Origin of the sequence: Cupriavidus necator A5-1 (assembly GCF_000744095.1) — a bacterium.
GTDB lineage: Bacteria > Pseudomonadota > Gammaproteobacteria > Burkholderiales > Burkholderiaceae > Cupriavidus > Cupriavidus necator_A.
Window position 1 is genome coordinate 2,632,454 of record NZ_JQLI01000008.1, and the last position, 17,489, is coordinate 2,649,942.

Below are 17,489 nucleotides of genomic sequence, written 5' to 3' on the forward strand. Positions count from 1 at the left end.
CATGGCGTCATCTCACTCGCGGGCTAGCGCGTCAACCGGGTTCAGGCGGGCGGCATTCCGGGCAGGGAGATAGCCAAACACGATGCCGACCAGCGTCGAGCATAGCGTTGCCACCACTACAGGCTCGATGGTGAATGCCATCCTGGTCTGCTGGCCGAGCAATGGCAGGATGAGGCCCACCAGCAGCGCCAGTCCGATGCCAAGCATGGCACCCAGCAGGCACACCATCACCGCCTCGCAGAGAAACTGCATCAGGATGTCCCGCTGTCTTGCACCGACGGCCATCCGGATGCCAATTTCCTGTGTGCGCTCCGCGATGGAAACGAGCATGTTGTTCATCACACCAATCCCGCCGACAATCAGCGAGATCACGGAGACCGTCAGCAACATGCGCGTGAGCACGGCTTTGGCCTTCAGCCTCGTCTTGGCTACTTCGTCCATGTTGATCGTCATGAAATCCTTCGTACGGTGGCGCTGCAGGAGGAGTCTCTCGACACCGTCCTCGACCAGCTTCCCAGGAAAGCGTTCGTGACCGCGTACGGCGATCAGTTCCACATGCTGCCGGCCGAAGAGCCGGTCACTGCCGGTGGTATAGGGTAACCACACGTTCAATTGCCGCCGGTCAAGCTGCATGCCCACGTTCGTGGCGACCACGCCGATCACGACGCAGGGGACGTTGTCGACCAATATGATCTTTCCCAGCGCGGTCCCGGTGGCAGTGAATAGCTTGCGGAGCGACATTTCGTCGATGACCGCGACCTGTGCGCGGCGCTGCACGGCGGCTTGTCCGAACCATGCGCCCTCGAGAAGCCTTACCCCGTACATCCGCGCGTAGTTCGCCCCGACCCCGCTCGCGTTCGCCGTGGCATCGACGCCTCGGTAACGCACGGTGACGCTCTGATAGGTTTCCGGCGTCGCGTCGTCGACGAATACCTCCTTGGCAAGCGCTGCAGCGTCAGCCGGCACAAGCGTCCGGATTTCCGACGCCTGAGGATCCCCCCAGTCCCGACCAGAATAGACCCGAATGACATTCGTCCCGATGCTGCCAAATGATTGGAGGGTGTCCCGCCTGGCGGCTTCTCCGATCCATGCGATCGATACGACGGATGCGATACCGATAGTGATGCCAAGCGTCGTGAGTATCGTCCTCAACCGGCGGGACGCCATCGATTGCCACGCCATGCGTAACGCCTCGATAAAGCTGCCAAGACGGGGCTGGTCGAAATCGCCCAGCGACGGTTCAGCGCATGCGGCTGGTTCGGCCTGGCGGTGCGACGCCATCGCGCTTGCGTTTTCAGCAGACGTCCCACCACGAGAGACGGCGCTCTGTCGGGAGTCCGCGACCAACTCTCCGTCACGCAGTTCGATGACACGGCGTGCATGCGCGGCGACGCTGGGATCGTGCGTGATGACGATCACGGTGTGGCCGCGCGCATTCAAATCCCGAAGGATCTCCATCACTTGCTGGCCACTAGCGGCGTCGAGGGCACCCGTTGGCTCATCCGCAAGGATGACGTCCCCCCCATTCATCAACGCGCGAGCAATGCTGACACGCTGTTGCTGGCCGCCCGACAATTGACCTGGCCGGTGCTGGGCGCGCTCTCCGAGTCCTAGCTGGCCAAGGAGTTCTAGCGCACGCGCCTGCCTCGGGCCCTGCCCGGTGCCGGTGTAAACCGCCGGCATCTGGACGTTGGCCCAAGCATCGAGATACGTCAGGAGCTGGTAGCGCTGGAAGATGAATCCGAAGCGACGTTGCCGCAGATAGGCAAGCTCGTCGTGACCGAGGTCACTTGTTTCCCGCCCATTGACGCGGTAGCTGCCCTTACTCGGATGGTCCAGGCACCCGAGAATATTCATCAGCGTCGACTTCCCGGAGCCCGATGCGCCCACAATGGCCACAAATTCGCCTGCGTCGATCGACAGGTTGATGCTCCTGAGCACGATCACATCGCGGTCCCCGGAAGGGAACCGGCGCGTCACGTTCGTCAACTGCAGCAGCGGGGCATTCATCCTTGGCTCGTTGTCGTGGAGGTCTCGGGATCGGCCATGCCCGTCACAACGCGTTCGCCTTGCGCGAGACCCTCGCGCACTTCGACGTTCACGTTGTTGTTCAGACCAATGTGGACCGCGCGCTCGACGACGCGGTCGTCGCGACCGATCACGCGAACCAGATGGCGACCGTCGGCGATCCGGTCGCCCAGCGCGGCGACTGGGATGCTGAGCGCCTGCCTCACTGTCGCGATCAGCACGCTCACCTGTGCAGTCATGGAGATGCGCAGGCGCCGGTCGGCATTCGGTACTTCGAATAGCGCGTTGTAGAAAACCGCAGCGCCTGGCTTGGATGATTGTCCGCCGGTTGTACCCGAGGTAGAGCCAGGCGGGTCCAGGAAGCCCTGGGGCACCGGCTCGATGGCACGGAGTTTTCCGTAGTAGCGTTCGTCCGGGTCGGACAGGATCGTAAAGTACGCGGTTTGTCCCGGGCGCAAGCGGACCACATCGGCCTCGGACACCTGCGCTCGCACGGTCATCGCGTCCATATCGGCCACTCTGAGAATCTCCGGCGCCTGCTGGCTGGCGATAACGGTCTGGCCCTCCTGCGTGACGATGGCAACCACCTCGCCATTTCTTGGCGCGACAATCTGCGTATAGCCCAGCTTTGCGCGCGCAATCTCGACCTGAGCGTGAGCGCCTTCGATCCGCGCATCGAACGCGGCGAGCCTTGCCCGCTGCTCGTCGACCAGCGCTCTCGCCGCCTCGAAGTCCTGCCTCGAGGAGGCGTCAATGGCCAGCAATCTGCGCTGACGACGCAATGCCAGTTCGGCTTTTGCCAGCGCCGCGACAGTCTCAGTCTTCTGCGCGACCACATCCTTTTCATTGGCGATCTTCTGGCGCAGCTCGTTGCGTGACGGCACCGAATCGATCTCGGCAAGCAACTGCCCTTTGATTACCCTGTCGCCAAGCTTGACTTTCAAGGCCTTGATCTGCCCGCCGACCTGAGCCCCCACCTTGACCTGCTGGGATGGCTGGAGAGAACCGACGGCCAGAACCGCCAGCTCGAGGTCCCTGCGTTCCACTAGCGCAGCGGTATATGGCAATGACTTTGTCGATAAGGCCTGGTATAGCGCGATGGCCAGTATCAAGGCACATACAGCGACGCCAACGACCAGATGGCGACGGCGAAACGACAGAATCTTCATGGGGACGCTCGATCGGCAAGTGCGTTTCGATGGACAATTGAGATCAAGGCGCCAAACCAATGCCACGCCCGTCGTTATCGCCGGCCGCAGTCCCTTGAGATACGCACGCTTCCCTCAATCGCTGTGGTAGGCTTGAATTAGATCGCCTTATCCAGCGCATCGACAACCATCAAAACTGAGAGGTGCGCGGCGGGGTATGGCGCCGGGCGCCGACGAATTCGTAAGCAATTCCTCGGTCTGAGCCTGCCCCCGCCGCCCACAATCTCCAGTCAGTTCGGATCTGCAATCCGGAAGCACCTTCAAGTTTGCGACTTTTCATGCCGATGGACTGCTACTCGCTGGAACTACGGCTGCAAGTGGCGCGGTTTGCCGAAAACGCTTCGGCCAGTGGCACACGGTCTACATGCGGATGAACCGATGGTCCAAGAGCGGCGTGCTGGATCGCGTGTTCACCGAATTGCAGCGTGCGCAGATCGTTCGCATCAGGATCGAAGCGGTCTCGCTGGATAGCACGGCGGTAAAAGTTCATCCTGACGGTATCGGTGCATTAAAAAGGAAAACGGACCCCAAGCAACTGGAAAATCCCGAGGCGGATGGACCACAAGGATTCATATGGTTGCCGCGGATGCTCGAACGGCCATAACGTTCGCGCTGTCACCCGGCCAGTCCGGTGATGCATCGAGGGGCGTGCAATGCTCCAAAGCCTTGGGCGACCCAATCGGCCACTGCACCTGCTAATGGACAAGGCGTATGAAGGCGACGAGACGCGACAACTCGCGCTCGACCTGGGTTTTATTCCCGTCGCTCCGCCAAAAAGCAATCGCCTTGAACCACGGGAATATGATCGCGAGATGTACAAGCGCAGAAACGAAGTTGAGCGTCTGTTTCGCCGCCTCTGTACGGAACAACCACATGGGTAACAAACGAGTTCACTCACATGGGTAACCGGGGCTTGATGAAGAACACGCAGCAACTGCATACGCTGTTTGCCTTGAGCAATCTGTGGATGATGCGGCATCGACTTCAGCCAGGTGCCAAGCAGTGAATGCGCCGGGATTCTGGCCAACGGCCTGAAACACGGGCGATAACGTCCCTTGCTCGCACCGAATTTCGCGTCGAATTCGGGTGGAATCGCTCATCGAATTCACTTGGCCACGCTCACACGATCAACTCGGCGCTGCACCCTCCTTAACATCGCCGGGATAGAGGCGGCACGGCTGGGCCGAAACCTATCAAAATGATGGAGCGTCTCCCGCACGTTTTCTCCTGTTCAGATCTCAGGGGATGACTGACCGGCCGGTTCTGGCCGGAAATGGGCAAGGCTCGGCGTACAGCCATTGACTGTGTCCGAGCTTAGACCGTCCGTTTCCGGGGGATAAACCATAGCGATGAGCGCTACGGCAGGAATGCCGGGGACAGCAGGCGCAGGCCAATCGTAAAGAACCGTTCTCCCGTGCCACCACCGAACACGTTGCCGTAGGTCGTGTCGACCTGCACACGATCCTTCACCACCCAGAAGCGCAATCCTGCCTGAAAGGACGGGTTGCCTTTGTTTTGCCCAAAGGTTTCCGCGACCACGTACACACGAGGGTGGAGTTGGGTCTCGGTGCCGACGCCCCAGGTCAGCCTGCTCTGGCCAGATCCCGTGTCGCGATTGGCTCCGATATTCAGATGCATGACAAAGCGGTCATCGGCGAACGAGAAGGACACCGGCACATTGACGTACAGGTTGCCGAACAGCTTTCGCTCCTCGGCGTTCGGGTGATGCACGACCCCTGCCGCCAGCGCGATGCCGTAGCCGTTGGTTTCCAGCGGCTTCAGCAAGGTTTTTCCCTGGAATTGCACATTGGTGGCATCCAGACCGCCATCCACCCACTGCAGGGAGCCGCCCAGCGTGAGTTCGAGATTGCCGGTCGGATTGCACCCGGGCAATGCCCAGAACTCATTGCCGCCGGACTGGAGTTGCATCCATGACTCCAGCTGGCAGGATTTGGGGTCGACGATCCGCGCATCGTCCGTGATGAGCGGGCGAGCTGCCATCGCCGGCTGGCTGGCTGCCAGCACGATGGCTGCCAGCGTTGCGTGTCCGTATTTCATTTTAGCTTCCCTGGGATCGCCGCACCTTATTGCCACCCATAGCGTTTTACAACGATGCCTTTCATCAGTTGCGTCATGGTCATGTAGGCGAGCAGGATTGTCAGCAACCAGGGGAAGTAACCCAGTGGCAGCGCCTGCAACTTGAAGTAGTGTGCCAGCGGGCCCATCGGCAGCGCGATGCCAGTCACGATAATCGCCACGGTCATCGACAGCAACGACCAGGCGGCCTCTGCAGGAAGGGAATCTTGCGGGTACGCAGCATATGCACAATCAACGTCTGCGACAGCAGGCCTTCGATGAACCAGCCGGACTGGAACAGCGTCTGCTGGGCCACGGTGTTGGCGTCGAAGACGAACCACATCAGGCAATAGGTTGCGATATCGAACACCGAGCTGATTGGTCCGAAGAAGATCATGAAACAGTTCAGTCCGTCAGGGTTCCACTTCTGCGGTTTCTCCAGCAGCTCGCGGTCCGCCCTGTCAAAGGGAATGGCGATCTGCGAGATGTCATACAGCAGGTTCTGCACCAGCAGGTGGATTGGCCGCATCGGAAGGAACGGCAGGAAGGCACTGGCCACCAGCAACGAAAACACATTGCCAAAGTTCGAACTGGCCGTCATCCGCAGGTACTTGAGCATGTTGCCGAAGGTCTTGCGGCCCTCGACCACGCCATCCTCCAGCACCATCAGGCTCTTCTCGAGCAGGATCAAGTCGGCGGCTTCCTTGGCAATATCCACGGGTTGAATCGACGGAAATCCCGATATCTGCAGCCCGCAATGCCGGCGCATCGTTGATACCATCACCGAGGAAACCTACCACAAGCCCGTGACTGCGCAATGAACGCACAATGCGCTCCTTATGCAGTGGCGTCAGTTTGGTGAACACAGAGTGATCCATCACGGCCTGTGACAATGCGGCTTCATCCATGGCATCAATACTATGCCCCTCAATAGCGCCATCGATCACAAGCCCGACCTCACGGCACACTTTTCGAGTGACCAGCGTGTTGTCGCCCGTCAGGACCTTCACAACGACCCCGTTCCTGGCAAGCGCCTGCAGCGCGGGTGCGGTGGTTTCCTTGGGGGGATCGAGAAAGGCGATATAACCTTCCAGTGTCAGTTCGCTCTCGTCGGCTACGTTATATGTTGTTTTCAGCGCATGAAACGTGCGCGTTGCAACAGCCAATATCCGTAAGCCTTCCTGGTTCAGTTCCCTGATCAGGCCGGCAATGCGGGCGAGCACGGCAGCGTCAAGCGGAAAAACGCTATCGCCGTTGGGACGCATTCTCACGGCCGCGCAGACGAGCTCGCCCATGCTTTGCCCCCTGGACTCGTGCGCAACGGCACATGGTGGCGTGTCGTGCATTGAAGCTCGGCCTGATCCTCCAGCACAAGCACGCCCTCTGCCGTGCCTGCCATCTCGGAGAGCAAGGTGTTGGCGAGCGTCGTCTTGCACGCGGTCCCAGCGCCTGTCGCAGCGCGCTCACTTCGGGGTCCAGCGCGATCGCGCTGGTCGACTGCGGACCATTGAACAACTTACCCTCCTCCATACGCATCTCCATATCCGCCATGACGTCCCCTGCCTGCCCTCCATCGGGCGGCTCGCCAGTGCACGCACAGTCGACACCACCCACGAGGCGACAATGCATCGCGGGTGCATGACGTGACGGCATTGCAAAGCGATGTGCCTGCAGGCACGGCCTGCCAGACAAATCCCTTGCATTGGATGCTGCTTATGCGGTGCGCGACAACCATCAGAACTGACAGGTCATACCGGGCCGGGCCGATCGGAGGCGCCACTGCGCCCACGCAATACGCCCCTATCGGAGCATCCCGTTCATGGCTGCATAGACGGCAGCAGCGGTTTTGTTGGCCACGTTGAGCTTCGTGATGATGTTGCGAACGTGAAAGCGCACGGTGCATTCGGACAGGGACAGGAGGTAGGCAATCTCGAGCGTCGTCTTTCCATCAGCCGTCCACTTGAGCACCTCGGTTTCCCGGCTCGTCAGTGTCCCCGCGCGCTGCGCGAAGTGGCTCGGCAACATGGCTTGCGACAGCCGCAGATGGGCGACGGCCGTCAGCACGCGCAAGTCCGCTTCCTTGTGCCTGCGCTCGAAATCGAGAAGCGCCGTCGCGGATCGCGACACCGTGAGCATCCCACCATGTGACGCGCCACCCAGGCACGATTGGGCCCAGCCCACACGCAAGCCAGCACTCCGCGCCTCCTCCCAGAATTTGGGCGTGGCCGCAAATATTGCGGGTGTCCACACGAAGGGCGCATCCGATTGCGCACCGCGCCGTACGGTGGGATCGATCTCAAGATATCTCTGGCGCACGTATCGCTCCTGCCAGACGACGGGGTAGTTATTCAGCATCAGCGTCGACGGTCTCGACACCGGCCAGGGTGTGCGCAGCCCATAGGCGCAGTACTCGAACTCGAGCCTCGCCGCCACTTTCCGGATTGCGTCGAATATCGCGTGCTCGCACCGTACGCCGTCGATGGATATGAGCAAATCAGCGAGCCAATGTCTCATGGTCTCACCCCACTTTGCCCGCACATCCCCCTCATGCGAGGTCCAACATGTTTCTTATCTTTCTCATACCAGCAACCCCCATACTGCAATACTTCGAACATCAGATCGTCTCGTGAACGACGGTTCATTATGGGCGATCGATTGCCTCCATACAAGTTGGTGAATTCAATTCATATCCATATGAATTTCATTGACACCACCAATTCAATCGTACGGGTCCGCAATACAAGCGCACGTCAGCGCGGAAGGTGCCTATCAAAATTGAGAGGTTTCCTATTTCGTATGGACTGCGTACTGTGCACGAGTGTATGTTCTTCGGAGGCACCTTTTTTGGCGCCGTTCGCCGCCTGTCATGCCGAGAAAAATGGCTTGGCATAGACATTGAAAATCGCCGTGCCTTGACATTTTCCGATGCCTGTTCACGATACAAATCCGCGGGTCCATGGGAAGCGATTCGGCCATAGAAACCGCATCTTTAACTACATTTGTCCCGACGCCGAGATCACGCCGCATCGTTATGCGCTGCTATTCGGAAGTGGCCATGCGCAGTCCCAATTCGTGGATGCCGCGTTATCGCTATCAGCCGCGGGCTATTTTGAAATGCTTGTCATTTCCGGCGGTCATACACAAGGCCATGCTCTCAGTGAAGCGCGTGAGATTGCGCGTGAATTGGCGCACGCCGGGACGGACGCCAACAAGATTATTCTGGGAAAGCAGGCCCAGAACACCGGCGAGAACGTGCGATACACGCGCCGCCTTCTTGCGGCATACGGCGTGCGCGATGCCCTTCTGATCGGCAAGCTCTACGCCACGCGGCGGTATGTGATGACCGTCAAGAGGCAGTGGCCCGAGATCGAACTTGTCTCCTGCTTCGCGGTGAACTACTTCGGCGTGCCGCACCATCCATGGTGGACGGCAATCCCGCTGCGATATCTAGTCCTGCACGAGACCAGGAAGATCCTGGCGTACCGCAGGCTTGGCTACCTCGCCGAGGTGGAGGTCATCGAACGCCGATTCCGGCTGCGACGGCACGTGTTGCGGGCGCCCCCCATCGTGACCAACGGCGACCAACGCGTGTTCTGTCTTTTAACTTGTCGATTGACGGCTGATGACGCGACTGCCGACCAGTGAAACCACCCTACGCCGCGTCGTCCTATGCGTTCCTTTTGAAACCATGATAATCCCTTCGCCCCGTCTTCCGATGCTGGCGGCTTGCGCATCGGCCGCACTGCTTGCGATACCCTCCTCCGCCCTCGCCTTCAGCGTGACAGCGGCACACTGTTCCTCCACCATCGAAGCCATCCGTCAATGGGCCACAACGCTGAACTACGAGCTCATCTGGGAGCCGCGCACGTTCAACGGTGTCGTGAATTTTCCGGCACCGCCCCAGAAGGTGGGCGACGAATTTCACGCTGCCGTCAAGGCGCTCGTGAGCGGCGCCGCCTACGGCCGTCGCAATGTGTATTGCGTGCGTCCATCGGAATATGAACCGCATGCGATGTTCGACGACGAGAAGCGCATTGTCTATGTCATCGGCCGTCCGACCGGGAATAGATGCATCTTCACCTACCCATAGGGTGTCGGCGAGAGGAAGACCGTTTGCGCCGAACGGCGGTTCCTTTTTTTTCCCAGAGATGGCGCAGGGGAATGAGTGACACAGGAAAAAGACTAGCGCAGTAAACTCGAGGTTGCGCAATACGATGGGGCAAGCTGCCGCGCACTGCGCGCCAACACGATGTGACGCCTGAAGGGAAACCGCCGGATTGCGACGGCACCCTCAGCCGGCGCCAGCACGGTGGATCGGTGCTGGCATTTCAAGCCGCAGCGGCCCGCCAGTCTCTGGCCCACACGGTCGCATCGCCGGCCCGCAGAATCCGGGACTTCCATTGGCATTCGAGCCGCTCGAGCTCCGCATCGGAGTCGGCGCCAATGCCGCCCCGACGCCATACACCCCGTGTCCGCTGCCCTTGATGACGAGCGTGCGGATGGCAACCGTTCGAGGAAAAATCGCCGCTGGGCGCCATGCAGCCGATGCGCCCGCAATACAGGCCGCGATTCCAGCTCTCCAGCGCACGATATTCCGCATAAACGCGATTCTCGTGGCGCCGGTGACAGAGCCACATGGAAACAATGCGCGCAGGAGTTCAAGGAGCGAAGCCTGGCCCACGTCAGCGCGCACTGTCGAGTTCATCGTCCAGATTGACAGATAGCACTCGAGCTCGAACAGATCGCTGACCGTGACCGAACCCACGCGGGCAATCTTCCCCATGTCGTAGCGCATGAGACCCACGATCATCGCATTCTCTGCGCGCTCGCATGCAGCGTCCGCCCGGCATTTGTCATCTTGCACGGGATCCGCGCAGCGCCGTCCCCTTCATGGGACAGCTGGTAAGCCGAGCGCCTTCCCGGCCCAGGAAGAGTCCCGGCGAGAACGAGAGAATCTGCCGGCCTTCATCGCAGATGTAGGCGGCTTGGGCGGCGGGATGGCGATGGATCAGATCCAGATAGAGCACAGCGGGGCATCCCACGATCGCAACATCCATCGGAAAGTGAAATTGACCTGGCAGACGTTGCCCACCTCGATCCGCCCCTTGATACGGTCGATCCACTGTTTGTACAGCCCCAGATGCATCCGGGGACGGATCATCTGCCGTCCGGCCATTGTCCACAGGTCGCCAGGCGTGTTCCACATCAGTACGATCGACGACGAGCGCGCTGAGCCGTGGCGCACCGTAGGCAGTGCTCGCGATCTGGGATTGGCGCAACCAGCGGGCTCCAGCCGTTCCCCGAGCGAGAAGGACAATAGCAGTGCGGTCCAGTACCCTTGCCGGCGGGCAGCCTCGATGGCATCCATGGCCCCGGGCAGATCGACGGCCGTGCGCGCGCACGATGCGGCGGCGCAGCCCATACAGTGCGAGTGCCTCGCCGGCAATCGCATTCTCGAATCGACACGTGCTCATGCTCGCTTCCCGTCAACGTCCCTTTTGACGGACGAGCCGCGCATACGCTTTGCCGGATCATCATCGGCCAGGTCCAACTGTGCGAACTAGCGGTAGCCGCCGCCCATCCGTCTTTCACCGCGCTTGACCATGCGGCGCACGCGCGAGCGCAGCGCGCAGTCGGCATGCCATTGCCTTGCGACGGCAACGGGGCCCATCATGACTTCAGCGATCTCCCGACAAGACGCGCCGGTCAGGGCGCCGTCCAAGGCCTGCAGCGTTTGCATGTGGACGAGCATGGTCCGGTTCGGTCGCGGTCGGCGCGCTGCCTCGTGACTTCCCGCGACCACACCGGCACACATGCACGATGCCGTCGCGACCACCGTCCGACAGGCACCGGATGCCGCCCGGTTTCGGCACCTGACGGCGAGGGCGTACGCCATACCATCTTCCAACGCCCGCGCCAGCATCAGACGCACAGTGCAACTCGGCGATCGCACCTGGCAACATCAAGCGGCGACCGTCATGAAGAAGATGTTTCTCGCCGGAAAGTTTCCAGAAGTCGAATACACGCACGTCCGGCGCAGGGTCCGCATCGGGATACAAGTGCAGCACGCTGTCGTGGTCGGGAAACCAGACAGGATGAGCGTCCCGCGCATCCAGGCGCGGATCTTCGAACTTGCGCAGACCCCATCGGTGCAGCGACCCCATGCCTTGATGGCGATACGACCGGTCGTCACGATAGTCCGGATGGCGTCGCAAATACTCCCAGGCCAGCGCCGGCTGATCGAGGTGCAACACGTAGAGGTACGCAGCCGCGCGAAACTGCGGTGAGGACGGTCTTGTTGTCATGGCACCATTGCTCTAAATAGGATGTGCGGCGCAGACCGGCGCGACGCCCAACGCAAATTGGATCGACGGTCTGCCAGCGCAGCATCAGGACCGCTGCACGACGGCGCATGGCTGCGCCTGACTTTGAAGAGCTACACAACCGCTCGTCACCGCCATCAGGCCCGGGCGGCGTGACGGTATCTTTCATCGTGTCATATGGTGGAGCGCGCCTGCGACGCGATGCGCGGACACGTCCGTCACGTGCGATCAGTACGTTGACCCACGGGTCCGACGCCAGACCGATGCTTGCAAGCACGTGTGACGGCTTCCCAAGCAGACAAGCGCTAGCGCTTGTCCTTGTCGACGGTGCGATGCTTGATTGTGAGCACAGGGTAGCAGAGAGCCGCGCCGTTTTTGCCATCATCTTGCATGCAGGGCTTGAACACGGGGCGGAGCACCTGCGGTTTGGCCAGATGTGGATCGAAACGGGATTCAAGTTCGACGGGGCCCGAGGACCCACAGTTCACGGCCAATGTAGCGAGCGTCAGCAGCATGATGTTTTGCATACGGAACCTCCTCGAAATGGTGAGAACGGATGTGGACTAGTGGTGGGCACCATGCCCGCGCCCCATGGCAACGCTATCGTATCGGTCCCCGCTAGGGTCGTCCCGTCCCCTGGGTCGGTCGCGGCGCGGCTCACCACATTGACGTGTCTCGCGGACCGGCTGCCGAGGCGCCGCATGCTCGGACGCCTGCTTTGCCCCCGGTCTGTCGATGGCACTTGGGCATTCCGCAGAGGAATTCATCATGAGGCTGACGAGCGCCAGGAACAGGATCTCGTTCATCGCGCGAGCTCTGCCACCTGATGCGGGTTGAGCCGAATCGACCATTGGCCGAGATGGCGCCCGTCAGGCACAGTGACCCTTGACACAAGGTGTCCCTTCCCCCGGGGATTGCAACGCATTGATACGGCAAACAAACAGACGCTTCCCGCCCATCGTGACAGGCGGCCCGCTCTGGACAACGAAGCCCGCACGCTTGAGGAGACGCGCTACGCCGATCGGGGATACCGACACCAGCTCGCGTGCGCCGAGTTCCGCCGCGCAAATCAGTGTCGCGCGCAGTAGTGCGGTGGCAGCACGCGAGGAAAACTGCCCGTTGCGTGCCGACGCTGGCGCCTCGAGGTCCACCACCGCAAAGCGTGACAATTCCCAGATGTCCGCAGACGTCGGCGCAGGCGCGTCGTGGAGCAGTACCGGAAATATCTCTCGAAGCAAGTAGGGCCGCGTGGTCGGCATCAAGCGCGCCGAGCCACGAATCGCGCCAGTGCACTTGTTTAGCGCCACCAGGTATACTGTATCTTCACGATCGAATTGGTCGAGTTCGAGGCCGTCGGGACAAGGGAGTGTCCAGCCCAGGCGCTGCACAAAGACTTCGTGCCGATAACGCGCAAGGCGCGTCATCATGGCTGGCTGCAAGTGGGTCGAGTCCCCTGAGATAATACGCACGCTATTCCCCCAACTCTCTGCTGTGCCCTGATTAGACCCCCTCTTCCGATCTTGGAGCAACCGTCAAAACTGAGGGGTCTGATGGGCACGATCGGTTAGATCGCGAGCCGATGCGCGAAGATCTCAGCGAGATTGGCGCAGCCGCCAAGTTAAGCGTTGGTCGTGGATTTTCTTGCCCAGGTCATCGATGCGGCCAAGTTGGTCGCGCATGGGTTCAAACAGACAGCCGGGTACCAGTTGTTCCAACTCAGCTCTACGCGGCTGGGCGTCCCGCCGTGCGCCGACCCACAAGGGTGTGCGCAGCGGTTGAAGTACGAAACCGCAATGCATGACACGCTGCAGCTTCCGCAGACGGCCGTGCGCGCCCCGGCTGCGCGAGCGGCCATCCAAAAACCGGGCGAAAACAATTGAACCTGCCATGGTGGCGGGGTCATTCACGGGGAGGAAAGCGGCCGAAGCGGCCAGAACAATCGCCTTGGGAGGCGTATCCACTTATATACCTAGGTGAACCATAGCAGGGGCGTGGTCGGACCATTGTCAGCGGTCGTCTTATTCTTCTGCGCTGGCGATGGACGGCACGACGCGCGCCGCGCGGTTTTTCCCTCGCGGCCCCGGCCAAGTGAACGGCCGAGTAAATGACCAAAAGCGTGCGCCGTCGAATAAACGCAGCAGTCGCCCGCCAGGATGACGCTATGCACGGCGGAGCGCCATGATCAGTCCATGGCCGCAAGGATCTCCTCGAGCCGAATTTGGGCGGCTTCCCGCGCGACGCTTGCCAGATTGCGTAGAAGTAACCAGCGCGAGGGCCATCCGGACCCGGTCGATGACCTCCCGTCCGTACTTTGCCACCACATGGGACGAGACCAACCGGTTGCGGCGCGACCGGGCGGCGCGCAAGGTCATCAAGTCCGCGCACCCGCCGCTCGACGCTGTCATGCACAGCGCCGACCCTCCGGCCACAGCCGCTGCAGCACCTACGCCGACTTGCTTTCGGCTCAAGTCGCAATACACATTAGCGTTCACCGTTGCGGGCTTCCTCCCGCAAGCTATAGCCCCTTCCCAACAGCCAAGCTGGGCCGTAACATCACCCGACACCCTGGCATTGATCGCCACAAGTACCCATCGTGTGCGACCCGATTGCAGCAAGCCTCGACCGCCTCGCCATAAGCCTCATCCACATGCCGCCTATAAGAGTGGCTAACAAAACCGTGTCATCGTCACATGGCTGTTGAGCGTTGCCATGTGTCATGGCACGGAAGAGGATCAACAACGAATTGTGGAAGGCATTGCAGCCGCTGCTGCCGAAGGTAGAACCCTCGCCAAAAGGCGGCCGACCCAGACTGGACGACCGAGCAGCGCTAAACGGCATCTTGTTTGTAGTGCAGACTGGGATTCCGAGGGAAGACTTGCCGCAGGAACTGGGCTTCGGCAGCAGCATGACCTGCTGGCGTCGCCTGCGTGACTGGCAGGCCAGCGGCGTCTGGGAGCGCCTGCACCTGGCCTTGCTGACCCGCTTGCGTGAGCATGACCAGATCGATTGGAGTCGGGCGAGCATCGATGGCGCGGCAGTGGCCAGCCCCCGGGGGGTCAGCAGACCGGCCCGAACCCCACAGACCGCGGCAAACTCGGCAGCAAACGACATCTCGTTGTAGACCGGCGCGGCGTTCCCTTGGCGCTGGTCGTGACCGGCGCCAATCGGCACGACTCGGTTGTTTTCGAGGACTTGGTCGATGCGATTCCGTCCGTGCTTGGCCTTGTCCGGCCGACCGCCAAGCCGCCCGGACAAGCTCCACGCCAACCAGGGGTATGACTTCGCACGGTGTCGTCGGCATTTGCGCAAGCGAGGCATCGGCCCACGAATCGCCCACCGTGGCATCGAGAAGAAACACCACCTCGGCAAACATCGCTGGGTTGTGGAGCGCACGCATGCCTGGCTTGCCGCGTTCGGCAAGCTGCGCATTCGCTTCGAGCGTCGCCTCGATATCCATCTTGCTCTGCTCACGCTCGCCTGCGCTGTTATCTGCTCCCGATTCGTTGAGGAGTTTTGTTAGCGGCTCTAAGGCTTGCTGAGGCTTATCTTGGGTGGATTGGGCAGAGCCGGGGGGCCTCCCTTGGTAGCTAGGCCCACAATCCGAATTGTTCAGGCGCGACTAATTATGCGCGATCCTCGTCGAATAATTGGTCATCCGAGCTTTTTAATATATGGGAAGAGTAGTGTAGTGCAGCGCTGAATGCTGCGGGAATAAGGCACAAAGTGAGTGCATTCCTGAATGCATCTCCGTAGGCTTGCATATGGGGAGTTGAATCGATGATTTTTGTGGAATAAGCAAAGAACGCCCCAATAATTCCGATGCTCAATGTCGTGCCGATTAACTGGCATGTCGCCATTAAACCAGAGCCGTATCCCGAAAGCGATGGCGGCAATCGTGAAAGCGTATTGCTGATTATGACGGGGACGACTATCCCCTGGCCTGCACCGACCAGCAAGAGAGAGATAAAGAATACTTCATGATGACTTGCTGAATTTGATACCGCTATGGAAGTCAACAATCCGAGAAGATAAAGTGTAAATCCATAAACCAACATCCAATCATGCCTCTTGGATATGGATTTGATTATAGAAGATAGCGCAAACGCAACCGAAAGAGGCAAAAAATAGTAGCTTGCGGTCAGTGGTGGCGTCCGCATTCCCACTTGCAGGAATGTCGTCAGCAGAACTGGAAGGCAGCCGTAGGAAAGATAGAAGAGAGCGATGCTCGCGGAGCCAATATAGAACCCATTTGGCATTCTTCGGATGGCTCGTGTTCGGGAATCCTCGACAGATTTCTTCTGGTTATGACGTCGCCATAGGTGAATGGCTATTGCTACAAGCCCCGGAGCCATTGGAGCGAGGGTGTAGATCGACCAGCGGAGAGCCGTTATGCCGGACACGAGTATCAGGGTGAATGCCATCGGGTACGCCAGCAGCAGGCCGCTAACCCAGTCATATCGATGTCCGTTTGTACGTTGATTTGTCTTCTTGGATGGAAGTGAGCTTGAGGTAACCAGGCAGGCTATTCCAATCGGAATATTAACGAGAAATAGGAGGCGCCACGGATCTACGGTCGATTCATATTCAATAAACCAAGCAGCAACCAATGGACCAAGCAGCATGCCGAGGCCCTGAGTGGCAGCGACGTAGCAAAGGACCCGATGACGATGCTCGGCGGCAACTACATCATTTATCGAGGAGAAAATCTGCGGAACCAGCAGTGCAGCCCCGACTCCCTGGATTGCGCGAAACAACATAAGCCACTCAAGCTTAGATGCCATTGCACACATGAGTGAGCTGGTCAGAAAAAGGGAAAAACCTGCTTTATAACAGGTGCGCCGGCCAAACCTGTCTCCAAGCGCGCCACCTGCCAATAGCATGCAGCCATGCAGCGTCGTATATGCAATCAGTACAAAGCGACCTTCATCAAGTGAGACATTCAATCCTTTTTGAATGCTGGGAAGGCCAAAGCTCACTAGCTGTATATCTAACGTAGTGATCAGGACTCCAAGGAGGATTGGAGCTATAATAGTCGCAATCGACTTCTGAGTGCACACTCCCTCTTCTCCTCTGATATTACCGCGCACGCTCTGGTCGGTTGATCGATAGCCAGTCGCTCAGTAATGTTGAAACGTCATTCGGAGTGTTCACTCGTGCATGGGCCGGGATCTGAGGCAACTCCTCGCCGACCTTGATTAGATATATACCTCGTAGGGACGGATCTTCTATGACTGCGAGATCATTCTGATCGTTGAAGACGAATGCCGCTTCTTGAGGTCTGATGGCAAGCATCGACAGAACATTCTGAACACCCGAAGCCTTACTTATGCCGGGAGGCAGAAAATCCAACACCGGCCCGCTTTTGCAGTGATTGAGTTGTTCAGGGATCCCCGCAGGGTCAATTCCCGATACTGAAATTTTCTGGACGCTTTCCGAAAGCGCCCAATGCATGAAGGTCGACAGGCTTTCGGTAAACCTTGATACCTGTGGAAACTCGATGGAAGTATCTGTGCTGCACACGAATCCGGAACCCGTGCCGCTGCTTCCGAAGACATAGCTTCCAAAATCCGCTTGTAAATGAACATTTAACCTCTCGATGTCTGATTTCGACATGACGCTGCGATGGAGCACCAATCCTTCGAGAGTTGCTATCATTGCGCCCCCATCGAAAACATGCAGGCTGTTCCCGCAGAGGAGCTTCCCATACTCCGTCGCAATGGCGCTGGCATATGAACGGCCGGTGACCATCACCCAATGCACATCAGGATTGTGCTGAATCAGATCGACAAGTGATCTTGCCACCGTAATACTATCAATAAGAGTGGATCCGTCCAAATCCATAAGTACACATTTC

The 17,489-nt window shown here is 59.5% G+C and carries 16 protein-coding genes and 3 pseudogenes; 4 read left to right on the forward strand and 15 right to left on the reverse strand.

Features of this window, described 5'->3' with window-relative positions:
* Positions 1–12 precede the first annotated feature (12 nt).
* Positions 13–2,010, reverse strand: coding sequence for a MacB family efflux pump subunit (locus K307_RS36150; protein ID WP_042885890.1), 1,998 nt, complete (start codon positions 2,008–2,010; stop codon positions 13–15).
* Complete coding sequence (locus K307_RS36155) at positions 2,007–3,191, reverse strand: efflux RND transporter periplasmic adaptor subunit (protein ID WP_419187209.1); 1,185 nt, start codon at positions 3,189–3,191, stop codon at positions 2,007–2,009. Before K307_RS36155 ends, K307_RS36150 begins: the two co-directional genes overlap by 4 nt.
* Before the next feature lie 354 nt (positions 3,192–3,545).
* On the opposite strand from K307_RS36155, the pseudogene K307_RS48215 reads away from it, so the two are divergent.
* Positions 3,546–4,093 (forward strand): annotated as a pseudogene (locus K307_RS48215) (IS5 family transposase); the annotation flags it as partial.
* Positions 4,094–4,592: 499 nt separating this feature from the next.
* Here the strand turns inward: K307_RS48215 and K307_RS36165 are convergent.
* The 3 genes and pseudogenes from K307_RS36165 to K307_RS36175 all read right to left on the reverse strand — a co-directional run bounded on the left by K307_RS36165 (position 4,593) and on the right by K307_RS36175 (position 7,826).
* On the reverse strand, positions 4,593–5,294 hold the full coding sequence (locus tag K307_RS36165; protein ID WP_042885893.1) for a hypothetical protein: 702 nt from the start codon (positions 5,292–5,294) through the stop codon (positions 4,593–4,595).
* Positions 5,295–5,320: 26 nt separating this feature from the next.
* Positions 5,321–6,601, reverse strand: a pseudogene (gene mgtA, locus K307_RS48670) (magnesium-translocating P-type ATPase); the annotation flags it as partial.
* A 511-nt stretch (positions 6,602–7,112) separates the two neighbouring features.
* Positions 7,113–7,826 (reverse strand): autoinducer binding domain-containing protein, encoded by a 714-nt coding sequence (locus tag K307_RS36175; protein WP_042885894.1) that lies wholly within the window; start codon positions 7,824–7,826, stop codon positions 7,113–7,115.
* A 411-nt stretch (positions 7,827–8,237) separates the two neighbouring features.
* Between K307_RS36175 and K307_RS36180 the strand changes: the two genes are divergently transcribed.
* The gene (locus K307_RS36180; RefSeq protein ID WP_051975325.1) at positions 8,238–8,957 is read left to right on the forward strand and encodes a YdcF family protein; all 720 of its coding nucleotides are present in this window, start codon (positions 8,238–8,240) and stop codon (positions 8,955–8,957) included.
* Positions 8,935–9,402, forward strand: a complete 468-nt coding sequence (locus K307_RS50060) for a hypothetical protein (protein WP_230626290.1) — start codon at positions 8,935–8,937, stop codon at positions 9,400–9,402. The genes K307_RS36180 and K307_RS50060 overlap by 23 nt, the downstream gene beginning before the upstream one ends.
* A 201-nt stretch (positions 9,403–9,603) precedes the next feature.
* Here K307_RS50060 and K307_RS50065 read toward each other — a convergent pair whose 3' ends face one another.
* The 8 genes from K307_RS50065 to K307_RS48235 all read right to left on the reverse strand — a co-directional run bounded on the left by K307_RS50065 (position 9,604) and on the right by K307_RS48235 (position 13,596).
* A complete protein-coding gene (locus tag K307_RS50065; protein WP_051975326.1) occupies positions 9,604–10,122 on the reverse strand; it encodes a chorismate-binding protein in 519 nt (172 codons plus the stop codon).
* Between the two features lie 43 nt (positions 10,123–10,165).
* On the reverse strand, positions 10,166–10,369 hold the full coding sequence (locus K307_RS50490) for a chorismate-binding protein (protein WP_268989267.1): 204 nt from the start codon (positions 10,367–10,369) through the stop codon (positions 10,166–10,168).
* Positions 10,321–10,680 (reverse strand): hypothetical protein, encoded by a 360-nt coding sequence (locus K307_RS50070; protein ID WP_268989270.1) that lies wholly within the window; start codon positions 10,678–10,680, stop codon positions 10,321–10,323. The genes K307_RS50490 and K307_RS50070 overlap by 49 nt, the downstream gene beginning before the upstream one ends.
* Positions 10,681–10,872: 192 nt before the next feature.
* On the reverse strand, positions 10,873–11,064 hold the full coding sequence (locus tag K307_RS51265) for a DNA -binding domain-containing protein (protein ID WP_419187194.1): 192 nt from the start codon (positions 11,062–11,064) through the stop codon (positions 10,873–10,875).
* Entirely contained in the window at positions 10,991–11,617 is a 627-nt protein-coding gene (locus K307_RS36195; RefSeq protein ID WP_419187195.1) for a DUF7011 domain-containing protein, read from the reverse strand. Before K307_RS36195 ends, K307_RS51265 begins: the two co-directional genes overlap by 74 nt.
* A 323-nt stretch (positions 11,618–11,940) precedes the next feature.
* On the reverse strand, positions 11,941–12,162 hold the full coding sequence (locus K307_RS36200) for a hypothetical protein (RefSeq protein ID WP_042885897.1): 222 nt from the start codon (positions 12,160–12,162) through the stop codon (positions 11,941–11,943).
* A 342-nt stretch (positions 12,163–12,504) separates the two neighbouring features.
* Positions 12,505–13,062 carry an acyl-homoserine-lactone synthase gene (locus tag K307_RS36205; protein WP_080745351.1) on the reverse strand — a complete coding sequence of 186 codons (558 nt, stop codon included), beginning with the start codon at positions 13,060–13,062 and terminating at the stop codon, positions 12,505–12,507.
* Between the two features lie 165 nt (positions 13,063–13,227).
* On the reverse strand, positions 13,228–13,596 hold the full coding sequence (locus tag K307_RS48235; protein WP_155301330.1) for a hypothetical protein: 369 nt from the start codon (positions 13,594–13,596) through the stop codon (positions 13,228–13,230).
* Between the two features lie 755 nt (positions 13,597–14,351).
* On the opposite strand from K307_RS48235, the pseudogene K307_RS46925 reads away from it, so the two are divergent.
* A pseudogene (locus K307_RS46925) lies at positions 14,352–15,155 on the forward strand (IS5 family transposase).
* A gap of 103 nt (positions 15,156–15,258) precedes the next feature.
* Here the strand turns inward: K307_RS46925 and K307_RS46930 are convergent.
* Entirely contained in the window at positions 15,259–16,692 is a 1,434-nt protein-coding gene (locus K307_RS46930; RefSeq protein ID WP_196251637.1) for an MFS transporter, read from the reverse strand.
* A gap of 19 nt (positions 16,693–16,711) precedes the next feature.
* The gene (locus K307_RS36220; RefSeq protein ID WP_042885902.1) at positions 16,712–17,476 is read right to left on the reverse strand and encodes a Cof-type HAD-IIB family hydrolase; all 765 of its coding nucleotides are present in this window, start codon (positions 17,474–17,476) and stop codon (positions 16,712–16,714) included.
* Positions 17,477–17,489 lie beyond the last annotated feature (13 nt).